14 protein-coding genes are annotated in these 17,185 nt (G+C 64.4%); 5 read left to right on the forward strand and 9 right to left on the reverse strand.

Annotated features, from left to right (window positions below; translation table 11 throughout):
* Positions 1–79: 79 nt before the first annotated feature.
* From XI02_RS44415 to XI02_RS44425, 3 genes are all read right to left on the reverse strand, one after another.
* Entirely contained in the window at positions 80–1,405 is a 1,326-nt protein-coding gene (locus tag XI02_RS44415; protein ID WP_016845518.1) for a polyhydroxyalkanoate depolymerase, read from the reverse strand.
* A gap of 131 nt (positions 1,406–1,536) precedes the next feature.
* A complete protein-coding gene (locus XI02_RS44420; RefSeq protein WP_172646329.1) occupies positions 1,537–2,361 on the reverse strand; it encodes an ABC transporter permease in 825 nt (274 codons plus the stop codon).
* On the reverse strand, positions 2,358–3,152 hold the full coding sequence (locus XI02_RS44425) for an ABC transporter ATP-binding protein (protein ID WP_172646328.1): 795 nt from the start codon (positions 3,150–3,152) through the stop codon (positions 2,358–2,360). Before XI02_RS44425 ends, XI02_RS44420 begins: the two co-directional genes overlap by 4 nt.
* Before the next feature lie 141 nt (positions 3,153–3,293).
* Here XI02_RS44425 and XI02_RS44430 point away from each other — a divergent pair, with 141 nt between their 5' ends.
* Both XI02_RS44430 and XI02_RS44435 read left to right on the forward strand, forming a co-directional pair.
* Positions 3,294–4,613, forward strand: a complete 1,320-nt coding sequence (locus tag XI02_RS44430) for an ActS/PrrB/RegB family redox-sensitive histidine kinase (protein WP_172646327.1) — start codon at positions 3,294–3,296, stop codon at positions 4,611–4,613.
* A gap of 134 nt (positions 4,614–4,747) precedes the next feature.
* Positions 4,748–5,302, forward strand: a complete 555-nt coding sequence (locus XI02_RS44435) for an ActR/PrrA/RegA family redox response regulator transcription factor (RefSeq protein ID WP_016845514.1) — start codon at positions 4,748–4,750, stop codon at positions 5,300–5,302.
* A gap of 312 nt (positions 5,303–5,614) precedes the next feature.
* Here the strand turns inward: XI02_RS44435 and XI02_RS44440 are convergent, their stop codons facing one another.
* Positions 5,615–6,097, reverse strand: coding sequence for an MmcB family DNA repair protein (locus tag XI02_RS44440; protein WP_016845513.1), 483 nt, complete (start codon positions 6,095–6,097; stop codon positions 5,615–5,617).
* Positions 6,098–6,314: 217 nt separating this feature from the next.
* Here XI02_RS44440 and XI02_RS44445 point away from each other — a divergent pair, with 217 nt between their 5' ends.
* The gene (locus XI02_RS44445; protein WP_016845512.1) at positions 6,315–8,015 is read left to right on the forward strand and encodes an alpha-amylase family protein; all 1,701 of its coding nucleotides are present in this window, start codon (positions 6,315–6,317) and stop codon (positions 8,013–8,015) included.
* Here the strand turns inward: XI02_RS44445 and XI02_RS44450 are convergent.
* Positions 8,003–9,613, reverse strand: coding sequence for an alpha-amylase family glycosyl hydrolase (locus XI02_RS44450; protein ID WP_172646326.1), 1,611 nt, complete (start codon positions 9,611–9,613; stop codon positions 8,003–8,005). The two genes, XI02_RS44445 and XI02_RS44450, sit on opposite strands and share 13 nt — an antisense overlap.
* A 196-nt stretch (positions 9,614–9,809) precedes the next feature.
* A complete protein-coding gene (locus XI02_RS44455) occupies positions 9,810–10,622 on the reverse strand; it encodes an RMD1 family protein (RefSeq protein WP_069278928.1) in 813 nt (270 codons plus the stop codon).
* A 178-nt stretch (positions 10,623–10,800) separates the two neighbouring features.
* On the opposite strand from XI02_RS44455, the gene XI02_RS44460 reads away from it, so the two are divergent.
* The gene (locus XI02_RS44460; RefSeq protein WP_026192007.1) at positions 10,801–11,469 is read left to right on the forward strand and encodes an MBL fold metallo-hydrolase; all 669 of its coding nucleotides are present in this window, start codon (positions 10,801–10,803) and stop codon (positions 11,467–11,469) included.
* 8 nt (positions 11,470–11,477) lie between these two features.
* Here the strand turns inward: XI02_RS44460 and XI02_RS44465 are convergent, their stop codons facing one another.
* On the reverse strand, positions 11,478–12,659 hold the full coding sequence (locus tag XI02_RS44465) for a PHB depolymerase family esterase (protein ID WP_172646325.1): 1,182 nt from the start codon (positions 12,657–12,659) through the stop codon (positions 11,478–11,480).
* A gap of 209 nt (positions 12,660–12,868) precedes the next feature.
* Complete coding sequence (locus XI02_RS44470) at positions 12,869–14,275, reverse strand: MFS transporter (protein ID WP_172646324.1); 1,407 nt, start codon at positions 14,273–14,275, stop codon at positions 12,869–12,871.
* Between the two features lie 272 nt (positions 14,276–14,547).
* Here XI02_RS44470 and XI02_RS44475 point away from each other — a divergent pair, with 272 nt between their 5' ends.
* On the forward strand, positions 14,548–15,789 hold the full coding sequence (locus XI02_RS44475; protein WP_172646323.1) for an LLM class flavin-dependent oxidoreductase: 1,242 nt from the start codon (positions 14,548–14,550) through the stop codon (positions 15,787–15,789).
* A 463-nt stretch (positions 15,790–16,252) separates the two neighbouring features.
* Here the strand turns inward: XI02_RS44475 and XI02_RS44480 are convergent, their stop codons facing one another.
* Positions 16,253–17,095, reverse strand: coding sequence for an SDR family NAD(P)-dependent oxidoreductase (locus tag XI02_RS44480; RefSeq protein ID WP_038387664.1), 843 nt, complete (start codon positions 17,093–17,095; stop codon positions 16,253–16,255).
* Positions 17,096–17,185: the final 90 nt, after the last annotated feature.

Here is a 17,185-nt window from a genome sequence, read left to right on the forward strand (position 1 = left end):
TTTGACCTTCCCCGATTTGAGATTTTTTTAGTTAAATCAGTGACTTGTGCGACCGCGAAAATCGCGGCCGGGGCGATACCTATTCGGCTGCAGCGACCAGCGAAAGCCGCGTATTGGCCGCCGAAACCATGAAATCGGAGATCCGCGGCACGATTTCGGAGCGGAAACGCGAGCCGTTGAACACACCATAGTGCCCGACGCCCTTCTGCACGTAGTGCACGCGGCGATGGTTCGGGATAGCAGTGCAAAGCGCATGCGTTGCCTCGGTCTGACCGAGACCGGAGATATCGTCCTTCTCGCCCTCGACCGTCATCAGCGCAACGCGGCGGATCTTCGACGGATCGACCGGCTTGCCGCGATGGGTCATCTCGCCCTTGGGCAGCGCGTGCTTGACGAAGACGAGGTCGACGGTCTGCAGATAATACTCCGCGGTGAGGTCCATCACGGCGAGATATTCGTCATAGAATTCACGGTGCTTGTCGGCCAGATCGCCGTCACCCTTCACCAGATGGGCGAACAGCGCCTTGTGCGCGTCCATGTGCCGATCCAGGTTCATGCTGATGAAGCCGTTGAGCTGCAGGAAGCCCGGATAGACGTCGCGCATCACGCCCGGATGCGGGAACGGCACCTTGGTGATGACATGGCTGCGGAACCATTCGATGCCGCGCTGTTCGGCAAGGTTGTTGACCGCAGTCGGATTGCGCCGCGTGTCGATCGGCCCGCCCATCAGCGTCATCGACAGCGGCACGAACGGGTCGTGGTTCGCTTCCATGACGGAGACGGCCGCAAGGACCGGCACCGAAGGCTGGCACACCGCGATGACGTGCATGTTGCCGCCGAGCGCATGCAGCATCTCGATCACGTAATCGACATAGTCGTCGAGATCGAACCGGCCCTCCGCAAGCGGCACCATGCGCGCATCGGCCCAGTCGGTGATGTAGACTTCGTGCGTCGGCAGGAACGCCTCAACGGTACCGCGCAGCAGCGTCGCATAGTGGCCCGACATCGGCGCGACGATCAGCACCCGCGGCTGCGGCGCGCGCAGCGGACGCGTGAACTTGCGATCAAAATGCAGCAGGCGGCAGAACGGCTTTTCCCAGATCGAGCGGACCTCGACCGGCGTGCGCAGCCCGTTGACCTCGGTAGTGGGCAGGTTCCAATCCGGCTTGCCGTAGCGGCGCGTGGTGCGCTCGAACAGCTCGCAGCCGGCCGCGACCGATTTGCCGAACTCGGTGTGCGTCCACGGATTGAGCGGGTTCTGAAACAGGATCTTGGTGGCGTCGGTCACCGCGCGCGCCGGGTTGAGTGACGCATGCGCCATCTCGTACATCCAGTAGAGCGGCGTCGTAAGTGCCGGGCTGCCTTCCGCCGCCAGTGGCGGTGCACCAAATTCACCGATGGGCATAATGTTCTCTCAGACCCCTAATTCTGCGCCGCAGCATACTGACCGCTGCGCAACAATGCGTCAATGCGCCGCTAGCCGAATGTGGGGGCGATATCGGGCTAATGCACCGAGAATCCACGAGAAAGTGACATTTATTCACCACTGCTGAGCAGCGAGCCGTTGCGCTTGGCGCTCTGCAAAAGGGCAAGAAAGCTCGCAAAAGAGGCAGCGAACAGGATCGCGTTGATGACCAGCGCCCATACCATCAGGTCGGCGCGGAAGACGTGATCGATCAGCAGCGAGCGCATGCCTTCGAACACATAGGTCGGCGGCAACGTCCAGGCGACAGCTTGCAGCCAGGCTGGCAGCACCTCGACCGGATAGTAGATGCAGGCGAGCGGCATCACCGCGAACATCAGCGTCCAGACGATGCTTTCCGCCCCTAACCCGTTGCGCAGCACGAGGCCCGAGGCGAACACGCCGACCGACCAGCTCGTGAAGATCAGATTGCAGAAGAACGCGATCAGCGGCAGCCCGATGGCGTAGAAGTTGAAGCCGAAAAAGAACAGCGCCAGCAGCGTCATCGGGATCACGCCGATGGCGAGCCGGATCAGGCTCATGATCATCAGCGAAAGCAGGAATTCGATCGGCTTGAGCGGGCTCATCATCAGGTTGCCGAGGTTGCGTGCCCACATCTCCTCCAGGAACGAGATCGAGAAGCCGAGCTGCCCCCGGAACAGGATGTCCCACAGGATCACGGCGCCGATCAGTGTGCCGCCCGCCTTGGCGAAGAAGCCGGATGCCTGCGAGATGTAATTCTGCAGGAAGCCCCAGGTGATGATCTGCAAGGCCGGCCAGTAGACCAGCTCCAAAAGCCGCGGCCATGACGACATCAGCAGATACCAATAGCGCAGCACCATCGCGTTGATGCGTTGCAGTGAAATCCCGCGCTGGTGCTGGCTGACGAGTTCACTCATGGTGTGCCCTCCCGCACCCGGCCGCGCGCGACGTCGAGAAACACCTCTTCCAGCGTGTCGCGGTTGTAGCGAGCCATGATCCGCTCGGGGCTGTCGTCGTCCTCGATCTTGCCGCGCTTCATGATGATGACGCGGTCGCAGAGGCGCTCGACCTCCAGCATGTTGTGTGACGCCAGCAGGATCGTCGCGTTATGGGTCTTGCGGTAGGTCTCGAGATGCTGCCGCACCCAGTCGGCGGTATCCGGGTCGAGCGAAGCGGTCGGCTCGTCGAGCAGCAAGAGATCGGGCTCGTTGATCAGCGCCTTCGCCAGCGCGACGCGGGTCTTCTGCCCGGCGGAGAGCTTGCCGTTGGAGCGATCGAGGAATTCCTTGAGATCGAGATCGTCGGCGAGCTGGTCGATCCGCTGACACAAATGCTGCACGGCATAGAGGCGGCCGAAAATGGTCAGATTCTGCCGCACCGTGAGCCGCATCGGCATGTCGACATAGGGGCTTTCGAAGTTCATCCGGCCGAGCACATCGTAGCGCTGCTCGGGGATTCGTGCACCGAGCACCTCGACACTGCCCGAGGTCGGCAGCACCAGGCCCATGATCATCGCGATCGTCGTGGTCTTGCCGGCACCATTGCCGCCGAGCAGGCCGGTGATGCTGCCGCGCGCGATGCGGAACGAGATATCGTCGACCGCGCGGGTGGCCTTGTAGACCTTGACGAGATGCGCAACGTCGATCGCGGCCGATCCGCCCTGATCGACCGCCGGCGTTTGCGCCTGACCTGTCCCGACCTGTTGCATGTGGCCGTCATTGAGCCATTGCGACAATAAGCGCAAGGCTTGGCGGTAATTCAAGGCTTGGCGGTGATTAAAGGCTTGCCCTGCAGCGTTGCGCTAGGTCGCGAATTTGTGCGCCGCCCACGGCGCAGCTAAGGTCCAGGGATGACCGACGTCGCTTCCGATTTCCGCCAACCCCGCCGCTATGTCCGCCTGGATACGATCCTGCGGTTGCGCTGGCTCGCCGCGCTCGGCCAGCTCGTCGCCATCTTCATCGTGGCGCAGGGACTGGAATTCGACGTTCCGATCGTCCCCTGCGTCACCATCGTGGCGTTCTCGGCGCTGCTCAACCTGGCGCTGCAGATCGCCTTCAACCCGATGCAACGGCTGGAGCCGGCCTATGCCGCGGCGCTGCTCGCGTTCAACATCGTCGAGCTCGGCGGGCTCTTGTACTTCACCGGCGGATTGCAGAACCCGTTCTCGTTCCTGTTCCTGGCGCCGGTCCTGATCTCGGCCACCGTGCTGCCGATCCGGCTGACGATCGCGCTCGGCTGCCTTGCGGTCGCCTGCGCCTCGGCGCTGTTCTTCTACCATCTGCCGCTGCCCTGGGATGCCGACGATCCCTTGGTGCTGCCGCCGATCTATCTGATCGGCGTCTGGCTTTCGATCCTGCTCGCGATCGGTGTCACCAGTCTTTACGCATTCCAGGTGACCGAGGAAGCACGCCAGCTCTCCGATGCGCTCGCCGCCACCGAGCTGGTGCTGACGCGCGAGCAGCATCTGACCCAGCTCGACGGCCTCGCCGCCGCCGCCGCGCATGAGCTCGGCACGCCGCTGTCGACGATCTTCCTGATCTCGCGCGAGCTCGAGAAGACGGTGCATGACCCGGCGATCGCCGGCGACCTCAAGACCCTGCGCGAGCAGGCGCAGCGCTGCCGCGACATCCTGAGCAAGATCGCGCAATTGTCATCGAGCGGCGCGCCGTTCGACACCATGAAGCTGTCGACCCTGATCGAGGAGGCGGTGGCGCCGCATCGCGATTTCGGCATCAACATCAAGGTGCGGCTTGCTGTCGCAGCAACGCCTGAACCGGTCGTCGCGCGCAATCCGGCGATCCTTTATGGCGTCGGAAACATTCTCGAAAATGCGGTCGATTTCGCGCACCAGACCGTCGAGGTGAACGCGTGGTGGAACGCCGAGACCGTTGAGGTCGTCGTCTCCGACGACGGTCCGGGCATCGCGCCCGACATGCTGAAGCGGATCGGCGAGCCGTATCTGTCGCGTCGCCGAGGTGCGGATGAGGCCCAAAACCCACGTGGGGGCCTCGGTCTGGGCGTTTTCATCGCAAGGACGCTGCTGGAACGCACTGGCGCCAAGGTGTCGTTTACCAATCGCACCTTTCCCGATCACGGCGCCGTGGTGCAGATCGTCTGGCCGCGCGAGCGCTTCGAGGAATCCGCGCCGGGCGACGAAACCGAATCCTAAGAACGATTCTTAATCGCAACCCTGGCATTACGGATGCATTGCTCTTTCCAGACGAGCACGCGACTTTCGGCTGCCTTGGCAGCGCCGCAGTAGGACCCCATATAATAGGGGTCTGCCACAGGGAAAAATGGATCGTGAACGCCATCACTGAACTGAATGACCATGCCGACCGCTCGCTCCTCATCGTCGAGGACGACAAGCCGTTCCTGGAACGCCTGTCGCGCGCGATGGAGACGCGGGGTTTCGCGGTGAAGTCATGCGACACGGTATCTGATGGTCTCGCCGAGATCGGCCGCGCCGCGCCCGCTTTCGCGGTCGTCGATCTCCGCCTCGGCGACGGCAACGGCCTCGACGTCGTTTCGGCGTTGAAGCGCAAGCGCCCCGAGGCGCGCGCGATCGTGCTGACCGGTTACGGCAACATCGCCACCGCCGTCACCGCAGTGAAGATGGGCGCCGTCGATTATCTCTCGAAGCCCGCCGACGCCGATGACGTCGTCGCCGCGCTGCTCGCGACCGGCACCGAGAAGTCCGAGCTGCCGGCCAATCCGATGTCGGCGGACCGCGTGCGCTGGGAGCACATCCAGCGCATCTACGAGATGTGCAACCGCAACGTCTCGGAGACCGCGCGCCGTCTCAACATGCACCGCCGCACCTTGCAGCGCATCCTCGCCAAGCGCGCCCCGCGCTAAGCGACGCTTCATTTGTTTTCGCGATGGCCGGGCTCGCCCCGGCCATTTGCTTTTCGTCGCTTCGTAGGGTGGGTAGAGCGAAGCGAAACCCACCAACTTCACGCCGCGGCGGCAAGTGATGGGTTTCGCTTCGCTCTACCCATCCTACGCCTCTATGTCCGTCACCCTGAGGAGGCCGCGAAGCGGCCGTCCCGAAGGGTCGACGGCCACCAGCCGGGCCGATTCATCCTTCGAGGCTCGCTCCGCTCGCGCCTCCGGCGACAAAGGCGAGGCCTTTGCGCGGGGATGACGGGGCAACAGCAATGTTCTTCGCTAAAACTCGTGTCCCTGCGGATCGACCAGCCGGTTGATGCGCTGCGCCGCGGCCATGGCAAAGCGCACCGTCATCGCCTTGCGCGTTGCCGCCGGCAGGCGATGCTCCGGCGCCTCGCAATGCAGATGCGCGCCATAGGCGTCGGCGATGATCAAACCGGTGTCGACGGGAAAGATCTCGCACGGCAGATCCTGCGTGAAGGCGAAGAACAGCCGGTCGCAATGCATCCGGTAGTCCTGCCATTTCTGGTCGGCGCGCAGATCCTCGACCGATGACTTGATCTCGACGATCCAGATCTCGCCGCGCTCGTTCAGCGCGACCAGATCGGCTCTTCGGCCGGACGGCAGCGGCAATTCGCTGATGCAGGAAAATCCCAGCGACCTCAGAAGCCTCGCCGTGCCGCGCGCGATCGCAAGCGCGGTCTCCGACTGGCGTCGGTCGGGCGCGGGCACAAGCGCGATCTGGCGGGCGGATGAGTCCATTGAGCGAAGATTAGCCGATTCCACGAGAGCATGATCCGGAAAAGTGGAAGCCGGTTTTCCGTGGAGATCATGCTCCAACCGATGGAGCGCGGCAGCGTCAGCCGGCGCGGAGCGTCGTCCGGCTCCGTTGCGGGACGGCGCTCCGCAGGAACCCGTCGCCGCCTCACCGCTTATCCTCCCGGCCGCCGCCACGGGTGGGACTGGAGAGGATTGCCTGGTGATCGACGACCTCTGGTACAAGAACGGAGTGATCTACTGCCTGTCGGTTGGCACCTACATGGATGCCAACGGCGATGGCATCGGTGATTTCAGCGGTCTGCTCCGGCGCCTGGACTATTTGCACGGGCTCGGCATCACCGCGATCTGGCTGATGCCGTTTCAGCCTTCGCCCAACAGGGACGACGGCTACGACATCTCGGATTATTACGACGTCGATCCGCGCTACGGCACGCTGGGCGATTTCGTTGAATTTACCCATGGCTGCCAGCAGCGCGGCATCCGCGTCATCATCGACCTCGTCGTCAATCACACCTCGGATCAGCACGACTGGTTTCGATCGGCGCGCAGGTCGAAGGACTCGCCGTACCGCGACTGGTATGTCTGGTCGGACAAGAAGCCCGCCAATGCCAATACCGGCATGGTATTTCCCGGCGTTCAGAAATCGACCTGGACGCGCGACAAGCAAGCCGGCGCCTGGTACTTCCATCGCTTCTACGATTTCCAGCCGGACCTCAACACATCGAACCCGCATGTACAGGCCGAGATCCTCAAGATCATGGGGTTCTGGATCCAGCTCGGCGTCTCGGGCTTCCGCATGGACGCCGTGCCCTTCGTGATCGCGACCAAGGGCGCCTCTAGGCGCAAGCCGGTCGAGCAGTACGACATGCTGCGATCGTTTCGGGAATTCCTGCAATGGCGCCAGGGCAACGCGATCATCCTCGCCGAAGCCAACGTATTGCCCGAGACGGACATGGAATACTTCGGGCGTGACGGCGACCGAATGCACATGATGTTCAACTTCCACGTCAATCAGCATCTGTTCTACGCGCTGGCGTCGGCGGATACGAAGCCGTTGGCGAAGGCACTGACGGCGACCAAGCCACGGCCCGCGACCGCACAATGGGGCTTGTTCCTGCGCAATCATGATGAACTCGACCTCGGCCGCCTGTCGAAGCCGCAGCGCGAGACGGTGTTCGAGGCATTCGGTGCCGACAAGAGCATGCAGCTCTACGACCGGGGCATCCGGCGACGGCTTGCGCCCATGCTGGGCGGCGACCGCCGACGCATCGAGCTCGCTTACAGCGTGATGTGCACGCTTCCCGGCACGCCCGTGATCCGCTACGGCGATGAACTCGGCATGGGCGACAATCTCGACCTGCCCGAACGCGGTTGCGCGCGCACGCCGATGCAATGGTCGACCGAGCCGCACGCCGGCTTCACCGAAAGCGATCGGCCATGTGTTCCCGTCATCGACAATGGACCGTATGGCTATGAGCACGTCAACGCGGCCAAACAACGGCGCGACCCCAATTCGATGCTGAACTGGACCGAGCGCATCGTGCGGATGCGCAAGGAAGTTCCCGAGGTCGGCTGGGGAGATTTCAGGGTTATCGCAAGCCGAAATCCCGCCATCCTGATCATCCGGTACGACTGGCGTAACAACTCGGTGCTGTTCGTGCACAATTTCGCGGAAAAGCCGCTCGAGATTTCCTTCAACGTCGGGCTGCCCGACGACGCCGGCAATCTCCTGGTCAACCTCCTGACCGAGGACCACAGCCGCGCCGACGAGGCCGGTCGCCACAAGCTTCTGATGGAGGCCTACGGCTATCGCTGGTACCGGGTCGGTGGGCTCGACTATCTGCTCAAGCGCAGCGACATCGATACCATGGAGCCCCGCACCCGGCGTCAATCGTCCTGATGCGGCCCGAGGATCACGCCCTCATTGGCACGCAGATCGAGCACGCCTTCGATCTTCTCGCCTTGCCGGTCCATCAAGGTCGACAGCAGGACTTCATTGCTGAAGCCGATCGCGCTCGAGGAGACCGACGCGGCGGCCGCGCCGAAATTCAGCGCGATCACGACGACGACGCCGTCCGTGCTGCGCCGCCGGTAGAGCAGCACATCACCGTGCGCCGCCACCGGCTCATAGCTGCCACGGACGAGCTGCGGCAGCCTTCGCCGCAGCGCGATCAGCGCCTTGTAGAGGTTGAGGATCGACGCCCGTTCCGCCTCGAGACTTGCGACATTGTCGCTGGCAAAATCCTGCGCCAGCGGCAGCCACGGCGGAGCCGTCGAGAAGCCGGCATGGCGCTCGGCGCTCCATTGCATCGGCGTGCGGCAGCCGTCACGGCCGACGCCGATATCCGGCACGTTCTTCTCGAAGGGATCGCGCACCTGATCCGGTGCAATCGCAACCTGGCGCATGCCGATCTCGTCGCCGTAATAGAGCGTCGGCGTGCCGCGCAGCGTCAGCAGCAGCATCGCGGCAACCGGCGCCTGCGCCGGCCCCACCCGGCTCGCCACCCGCGGCCGGTCGTGATTGCCGAGCACCCAGTTTGGCCACGCACCAGGCGGCAGCGCCTTTTCGTAATCGGCGATGATCATCTCGACCGCTCGCGCGCTCCACAATGTCGACAGCAGCGCGAAGTTGAACGGCATCTGCGCGCCGCGCAGATCGTTGCCGTAATAGGCAACCAGCCGGTGCAGCGGCAGATAGATCTCGCCGATCAGCACGCGGTTGTCGAATTCCTCGGTGACGCCGCGCATCTCGGTGATGACGGTGTGCACCTCGAGCTGATCGGTCGAATATTGCGTCAGCAGCTTCTCGTGCGGCGGCCGGTCCGCGCGATAATGCGGGTTCGTCGGGTTATCGCGGAAGTCGGCATCCTTGATCAGGTGCCAGATCACGTCGACGCGAAAGCCGTCGACGCCCTTGCGCAGCCAGAAGCGCATCACGTCGTAGATCGCGTCCCTGACCTCGCGATTGCGCCAGTTGAGATCGGGCTGCTGCGCGAGGAAGGCGTGATAATAGTATTGGCCCGAGGCCTCGTCATACGCCCAGGCGCTGCCGCCGAACTCGGACAGCCAGTTGTTGGGCGGGCCGCCGTCCGGCGCCGGATCGCGCCAGATGTACCAGTCGCGTTTGGGGTTGTCGCGCGAGCTCTTCGCCTCGATGAACCAGGGATGCTGGTCGGATGTGTGGTTCGGCACCAGATCGAGGATCAGCTTGAGGCCGGAATCGTGCGCGGCCGCGATCAACGCGTCGAAATCCTCCATCGTCCCGAACGACGGATCGATGCCGGTGTAATCGGAGATATCGTAGCCGAAATCGGCCATCGGCGACGGGAAGATCGGCGACAGCCACACCGCGTCGACGCCAAGCCGCGTCAGATAGGGCAGTCGCTTGATGATCCCCTTGAGATCGCCGACGCCGTCACCGTCGCTATCCTGAAACGAGCGCGGATAGACCTGATAGAAAATGCCGCGCCGCCACCAGTCCCTGTTGTCCTGATCCATCCGATCCCCCCAAGCTCGCAGCCCGGCCCAGGCGGCCCCGCGCCCGGGGCGGCCGATCGGTTCAGGGATGACGCACAATTCGGGACGGAAAAATGGCGCCGTAGCCCGGATGCAGCGCAGCGCAATCCGGGACGAACTTGACCGACTGGCCGGGACTCCCGGATTTCGCTTCGCTCCATCCGGGCTACGGGTAGACTTAGTGCCGGGCCATCGCCAGCTGATAGATGGTGATCAGCACCTCGAACAGGATCAGAAAGACGATGATCAACTCCAGCCGCAGCGAGCGGCCGGTGTCGATGATATCGGTCAGCACCTGCGCGGTTTCGGCGACGACCGCGAGCTTGCGGTTCAGCGATTCCGCACGCTCCTTCAATTCATACTCGTCCTCGAGCCTGGCGTAGAGTCGCTCGAGCTGCGGCTTGTCCCATAGGATATCGGGCTTCTCCGACACTTCGACCGGTCCGGCCACGCGATGCCGCACCAGCAGCGCGTTGCCGATGTGCTTGAGGATCGCAACGCGGCCGCCATGGACGCGACCGCCCTTGGCGAGCTCGCGTGCAAGCGGCTCGGTCGTGTCGAAGACCGCCCGGACCTCGCGCTCGTGCCGCGCCAGCACCACGCTTTTCGCCAACGCCTCGCCGACCAAGATCAGCCGCTCCGGCGACAGGCCTTGCAGATAAATCGGGCCGCCCGGCGGAATCTGATCCTCCTTCTCGGCGGCGAGCTCGATGATTGCGATCTCCTCCTCGCGCCGCGTGAACAGGCCGGTCATGCGCGACTGCAGGCTGCGCAGGAATTCATCCTCCTCCAGCGCATTGAGGCCGATCAGGACGACGACGCCGTAGCGGAACAGGATCGCCACGCCGTTTTCATTGACGCGAAATGCCAGCGGCGTCGTGGCCAGCACGTCGCCGCGCTCGAGGCCCGACGTGTTGATGCGGTCCGCGACGAAGAAGGCGCGCGCGGTGGTCCGGGGTCCGCCGATCGGTGATTTGGGAGTCTGGGTCATGAAGTTCCGGACTGCGAGGACTTGTGAATCATGATCGAGAGCAGCCGCGTACCGGCCTGCTCGCGAACTTGTTCTGCTGGAGGAGACCTTATCACGGCCCGTTTGGGGATCACACGCCGGGGCAGCCGCATTTCCCGGCGCGTGTTGACGGCGTTTGCCGGAAGCCTATGGTGCCGCCATGAACGAGACAACCGACACCAAACCAAAGGCCGGCGCGATCATCGTGCCGGTGACGCTGTTCGAGCAGAACTGCACCATCATCTGGCACGAGCCCACCAAGAAGGCCGTGGTGATCGACCCCGGCGGCGACGTGGCGAAAATCCAGGCCGCGATCAAGCAGACCGGCGTGACGGTCGAGAAGATCTGGCTGACCCACGGCCATATCGACCATGTCGGCGGCGCCGCCGAACTGCGCGACGCGCTGCAGGTCAAGATCGAGGGCCCGCATATCGCCGACAAATACCTGCTCGACAATGTCGTCTCGAGCGGCGAACGCTTCGGCATGACCGGGGTGCGCAATTTCGGGCCGGACCGCTGGCTCGATGAGGGCGATCAGGTCTCGATCGGCGACCTCACCTTCGACATCCTGCACTGCCCCGGCCACTCACCGGGCAGCGTGGTGTTCTTCAACAAGGAGCTGCGCTTCGCCCATGTCGGCGACGTGCTGTTCGCCGGCTCGGTCGGGCGCACCGACCTGCCCGGCGGCAGTCATGCGACGCTGATCCAGTCGATCAAGGACAAGCTGCTGCCGCTCGGCGACGATGTCGGCTTCATCTGCGGCCACGGCGCGGGATCGAGCATCGGCCAGGAGCGGATGACGAATCCGTTCCTGACCGGTGAGATGTAGCTACTTCATCAGCCCTTACTCATCAGCCCTGCGGCGGAGAGCGCCCGCGTGATGACGCCGCCGACATCGACACCCTTGCTCCGTCGCTTGCGCGGCCGGCCGCTGTTGCGGCCGGATGCCACCTCCGGCTCGACCGCGGGCACCGGTACCGTCATCGAGACCGTGTCGGCGCGCTCGCGCGGAATTCCGGTCGGCGCGATAGGCGGCTGACGAACCTTGTCGGTCAGACCGAAGAAGCTCGCGATGTGATACGATGAGGAGATCCCGGCCTCGATCAGGAACGCGCCCTCCACGCCATAGCGCTCGTCATTGTCGGCAAGCCCGAGCGGCGTGCCATGCGCCATGTCGGCGATGGTGTAGGACTCGACCAGGGTTTCGCCGTCGGCGTTCCACCAGACCTCGCGCGGATGACCGGCGACATCGGCCTTCGACATCGCCGCAAGGGGCAGGCCATGCACGTCGAGCCACTGCCGCACGATCGCATCGGCATTGCCCGGATGCACGGTGCGGTCGGCGCTGCCGTGCCATACCGAAATCTTCGGCCAGGCGCCGCCATGCGTCGAGGCGTTGCGGACGAGACCGCCGAGCTCGGGCGCGGACAGCGCGCTGCCATGCATCATCGCGTGCAGCGCTTCGCGCAGATCGGTGGCGACGCCGAACGGCAGGCCGGCGATGATGGCGCCGGCCGCGAACACATCCGGATGGGTCGCGAGCATGACCGAGGCCATCGCGCCGCCGGCGGACAGTCCCGTCACATAGATGCGACGCGGGTCGATCTCATGCGTGCCGACCAGATGCGCGATCATCTGCCTGATCGACGCGGCCTCGCCCTGCCCGCGCGCGATGTCTTGCGGATTGAACCAGTTGAAGCAGGTGTTGCCGTTGTTGGAAGCCTGCTGCTCCGGCATCAGCAGCGCGAAGCCGTAATGCGCTGCAAGCGCCGACCAGCCGGCGCCGAGATCGTAGGACGCGGCGGACTGGCCGCAGCCATGCAAGACCACGACGAGCGCGGGCGACCGCGCCAGCTGCGCGGGCACGAACGAGAACATTTTCAGATCGCCGGGGTTGACGCCGAATTCGGTCGTCTCGACGAGCGGCGTCGGCACGGCCGGCGCGAGTGCGCCAAGGCCGCTGAACGCGTTCATCTTCGGCAGATGACGCAGAAATTCGACGTTGTTGATCAGGGACAACAGCAACTCCTGAGGTGATTTAGTCTTCTGTGTCACCCGAACAGATAATTGCTGCACTGCGAAATGAAAAGACCGTGTGCTGTCTTTCCCTGCGGAATTGTGAGAATCGGCGTTAATGCGTGATCGCGCTGCGGGCTGGGTGAAATGGTTGCCTTAGTACCTTGTTGAGCATGAACTTTTCGAAAGGAACGCACCACATGCGTGCGGATTCATGCGCTCGCACGGCGCATCCATGACAGAAATGCGGCTGAAATGGTGATCGACAGCACAAACAATGCGCATGCCGCAATCAGCGCCAGACGCGCTGACATCGTGCTCTCGATTGCGAAGAAGACAGCGCCGATCGCGGCAACGCCGGCCGCGTTGCCGATCTGCGTCGTCGTGCCGTACATGCCGGAGCCGGCACCGGCGCTGGCGGGCTGCACGCTCGCGAGCACCGCGCTCGACAATGGCGCCATCACAAGCCCCTGGCCGTAGCCGAAGATCATCAGCACCAGTGCGAGTAGCAGTGCCGACGGTGCCGCGACCGCCTCAATTGTCGCGACCAGCACGGCGAGACCGACGATCTGCAGCGCACAGCCCTCGATCAGCACCAGCGTGCCGCGATGCCTGGCGCGCAGGCCGCTATGACGCGAGGCGATCACGAAGGTCAGCGCCAGCGGCACGAACACCAACCCGGCCTGAAGCGGCGGAATCTGCAAGCCCTTCTGCATGAACATGGTCATGATGAGATAGAAGGACAGGTTGGCGAAGAAGAAGAAAAACACCGCAACCAGCCCGCGCATGAAGGCGCGATCCGACAGCAGCGACAGATCGATCAGCGGCATGCCGCCGCGGCGCGCGACGGATCGCTCGAGCCGCACGAAGGCCGCGATCACAGCGATGCCCGCTGCCATCACCAGCCACACCCATCCCGTCCAGCTGAGATCATGGCCGAACAGCAGCGGACCGATCAGGCACAGCAGGCCCGCGAACAGCACGATCGCGCCCGGGATATCGAGCCGCGTGCCGGCACGGCGCGGCACCGTCGGCATGATCTTCAGCGCCGCCGCGATGATGACGACGCCGCACGGCACGTTGACGAAGAACACCGCGCGCCAGCCGAGCCCCGCGAGGTCGAGCGTCACCAGCACGCCGCCGAGCATGAAGCCGGCGGCGCCCGCGAGCCCCAGCACGATGCCGTAGATGCCGAACGCCCGCGCGCGGGCGGCGTCTGAGAACAGCAGATGCAGGGTCGCCAGCACCTGCGGCACCATCAGCGCCGCGGTGGCGCCCTGCGCGAGCCGCGCGACGATGAGCTCGGGCCCGGACTGCGCAAGCCCGCACCACAGCGAGGTCACCGAGAAGCCGGCGACGCCGGCGATGAACACGTTCCGGGTGCCATGGATGTCGCCAAGCCGGCCGCCGGTGACCACCAGCGTGGCATAGGCGATCAGGTAGATCGCGATCACGGCCTCGATCTGCGCCGGCGTCGCGTGCAGCTCCGCCGCGATCGTCGGGATCGCGACGTTGACGATGAAGGCATCGACACCGAACATGAATTGCGCCGACACCACGATCGCCAGCACCCACCAGCGGCGGGATGTGTCCGCTCGCGTCGAAACGATCTGGTGCATGTCCTGTCCTGCCCGAAATGACGTTACGGCCGACATCAGCAGATTCCGGTCATCGCTTCGATTACCTGCGAGGTAAGCCCGGGATCACAGACGCTCGAGCCCCGGCTGCCATTTTGCGTTGACGCGCTGGGAAACATTCCGGACGGCGGCAATCGCCGCCGATTTGCGCAACAACCATGCGACCGCCGCAACCCCCGAGCATTGCCTTGCCCCGGGCCACCCCGTAGGTTGGCGGAAAGCCCCCGATAACAATAGTCCGGAGAGAACGACCCATGGCGCGCCTCAAGTTCGGAGCCTTCCTCGCCCCGCATCACCCGATCGGCGAGCATCCGATGCTGCAATTCCGCCGCGACCTCGACTTCGTCGAGCAGCTCGACGCGCTCGGCTACGACGAATTCTGGTGCGGCGAGCACCACTCCTCGGGCTGGGAGACCATCGCCTCGCCGGAGATGTTCCTGGCCGCCGCCGGCGAGCGCACCAAGCGCATCAAGCTCGGCACCGGCGTGATCTCGCTGCCCTATCACCACCCCTTCAACGTCGCGCAGCGCATGGTGCAGCTCGACCACATGACCGGCGGCCGCGCCATCTTCGGCTCCGGCCCCGGTGCGCTCGCCTCCGACGCCCATACGCTCGGCATCGACCCCATGACCCAGCGCGACCGCCAGGACGAGGCGATCGCGGTGATCCGCCGCCTGTTCAATGGCGAGCGCGTCACCGCCAAGACCGACTGGTTCGAGATGCACGACGCCGCGCTGCAGATCCTGCCGCTGCAGGAGGACATGCCGTTCGTGGTGGCCTCGCAGATCTCGCCGTCGGGCATGACGCTCGCCGGCAAGTACGGCATCGGCATCATCTCGCTGGGCTCGATGTCGACCCAGGGCCTGATGGCGCTGCCGCAGCAATGGCAGTTCGCCGAGGACGCCGCCAAGAAGGCCGGCACCACCGTGAGCCGCGTCAACTGGCGCGTGCTGCTGTCCTGGCACATCGCCGAGACGCGCGAGCAGGCGCGGCGCGAGGCCGGCGCCGGGCTGATGCGCTGGCACAACGAATATAATGTCGGCACCCTGATGCGGCCGGGCCTGACCGCGTTCTCCTCGCCGGACGAGGCCGTCGACAAGACCGCCTTCGTCGAAGGCGCCGCGTCCACCATCGGCACGCCGGATGATCTGATCAAGATGATCAAGAACCTGGTCGATGTCTCCGGCGGCGTCGGCTCGATCATCGGCTTCGCGCATGACTGGGCCAATCCGGAAAACACCCGCCGCAGCTGGGACATGGTTGCGCGCTATGTCGTGCCCGAGATCAACGGCTATATCGACGGCCTGCGCAAGTCGCGCCAGTTCCTGATCGACAACCGCGCCGTGTTCGAACGTGCCGGCCAGGCTGTCATGGCCAAGATCATGCAGAACGACAAGGCCGCCGCCGCCCTTCAACAAACCGGCCCCGGCCGCGTCGCGATCCCCGCCGTGAATGCGCCGGATCTTGCGAAGGCAGCGGCCAAGCAGAAGGTGTGATTTGCGATCCTTCCTGGAGGAAGAAGGAACGCCAGCTCGCGCCACATCCACCGCCGTCGTCCCGGCGCAGGCCGGGACCCATACTCCGCAGCGGGTGTTGTGAACGGGACTCGTCGTTCCAGCATCGCTCAACGATGACCATTCGGGGTAATGGTCCCGGCCTGCGCCGGGACGACGGCGGGGATGGCTTGCGATTCAAGACGTCAAACAATGCGGCGCCATCACCCGCACATGCCGCGTGCGAGTGAGACCATCCGGGTGTGTCGAGGTCGTAAGCCTGATGACCTTGCGCAACCAACTCTTCGATCGCGGACGATTTTCCCGTTCCAGACATGCCCGTGATCAAGACGCGCTTCATGCATTTTCCTCGCCCTGAAGGAATCGGCAGCGCGCGCTATGGATTACTCCGGCCTTCGCCAATGCTTCTGCGGACAAATCGCGTCGCTCGCAATGACGGATGCTGCTACCCTGCGCCTTGATCGAACGCCTTGCGCAGCGCGACGTAGCCGGCCTGCTGCTGGCTCCAGTTGCGGCCGCCGGTGATGGCGCCGTCGATCACGAGGTCATGGCCGTTGATGAAGCTCGATTCGTCGCTCGCCAGAAACACCGCGGCATGTGCGATGTCGTCGGGCAGGCCGGCGCGCGGGATCGGCTGTGCCGCCTTGTAGACCTCGCGCATCACGGCTGCGGTCTTCTCGGCCGCTTCCGTCGACAATCCGAGCGCCTTGCCGAAAATGCCCGTGGCGATCGCACCCGGCGAGATCGAGTTGACGCGGATGCCGGACTCGCCGAGCTCCATCGCGACGCATTTGGTGAAATGGATGACCGCGGCCTTCGCGGCGCCGTAGACCATCGACGAGGAGAAGCCGGCGAGCCGTCCGGCGATGCTGCCATTGTTGATGATGCTGCCGGAACCCTGTTTGCGCATGTAGGGCGCGGCATGCTTCATGCCGAGCATGACGCTGCGCACCAGCGTCGCCATCGCGGCATCGAACCGCTCGACGTCGAGGCCTTCGATGCCCCCGGTCTGCGCCGGGCCGCCGGCGTTGTTGAACAGGCAGTCGATCCGGCCGAACTTCTCGACCGCAAGCGCGATCAGCGCCTGCATCTGTTCCTCGACCGTGACGTCGGTCTGACGAAACACGCAAGCCTCGCCGAGCTGTTGCGCCAGTGCCTCGCCCTCCGGCGCGCGCCGCCCGGCGATGACGACCTTCGCGCCCTCCGCGACAAAGATCTCCGCCGTGCGCAGCCCGATGCCGCTGGTCGCCCCTGTGATCACCGCGACCTTGCCGTCCAGCCGTCCCATGTCGGTCCCTCAACTTACCTATGATGTTGCGGATATTCCCCAGCTCCTGCTGCCAATACAAGCACTTGCATGCTGCCACGCCCGCAAGGT

This window comes from Bradyrhizobium sp. CCBAU 21365, assembly GCF_015291305.1.
GTDB classification, from domain to species: domain Bacteria; phylum Pseudomonadota; class Alphaproteobacteria; order Rhizobiales; family Xanthobacteraceae; genus Bradyrhizobium; species Bradyrhizobium elkanii.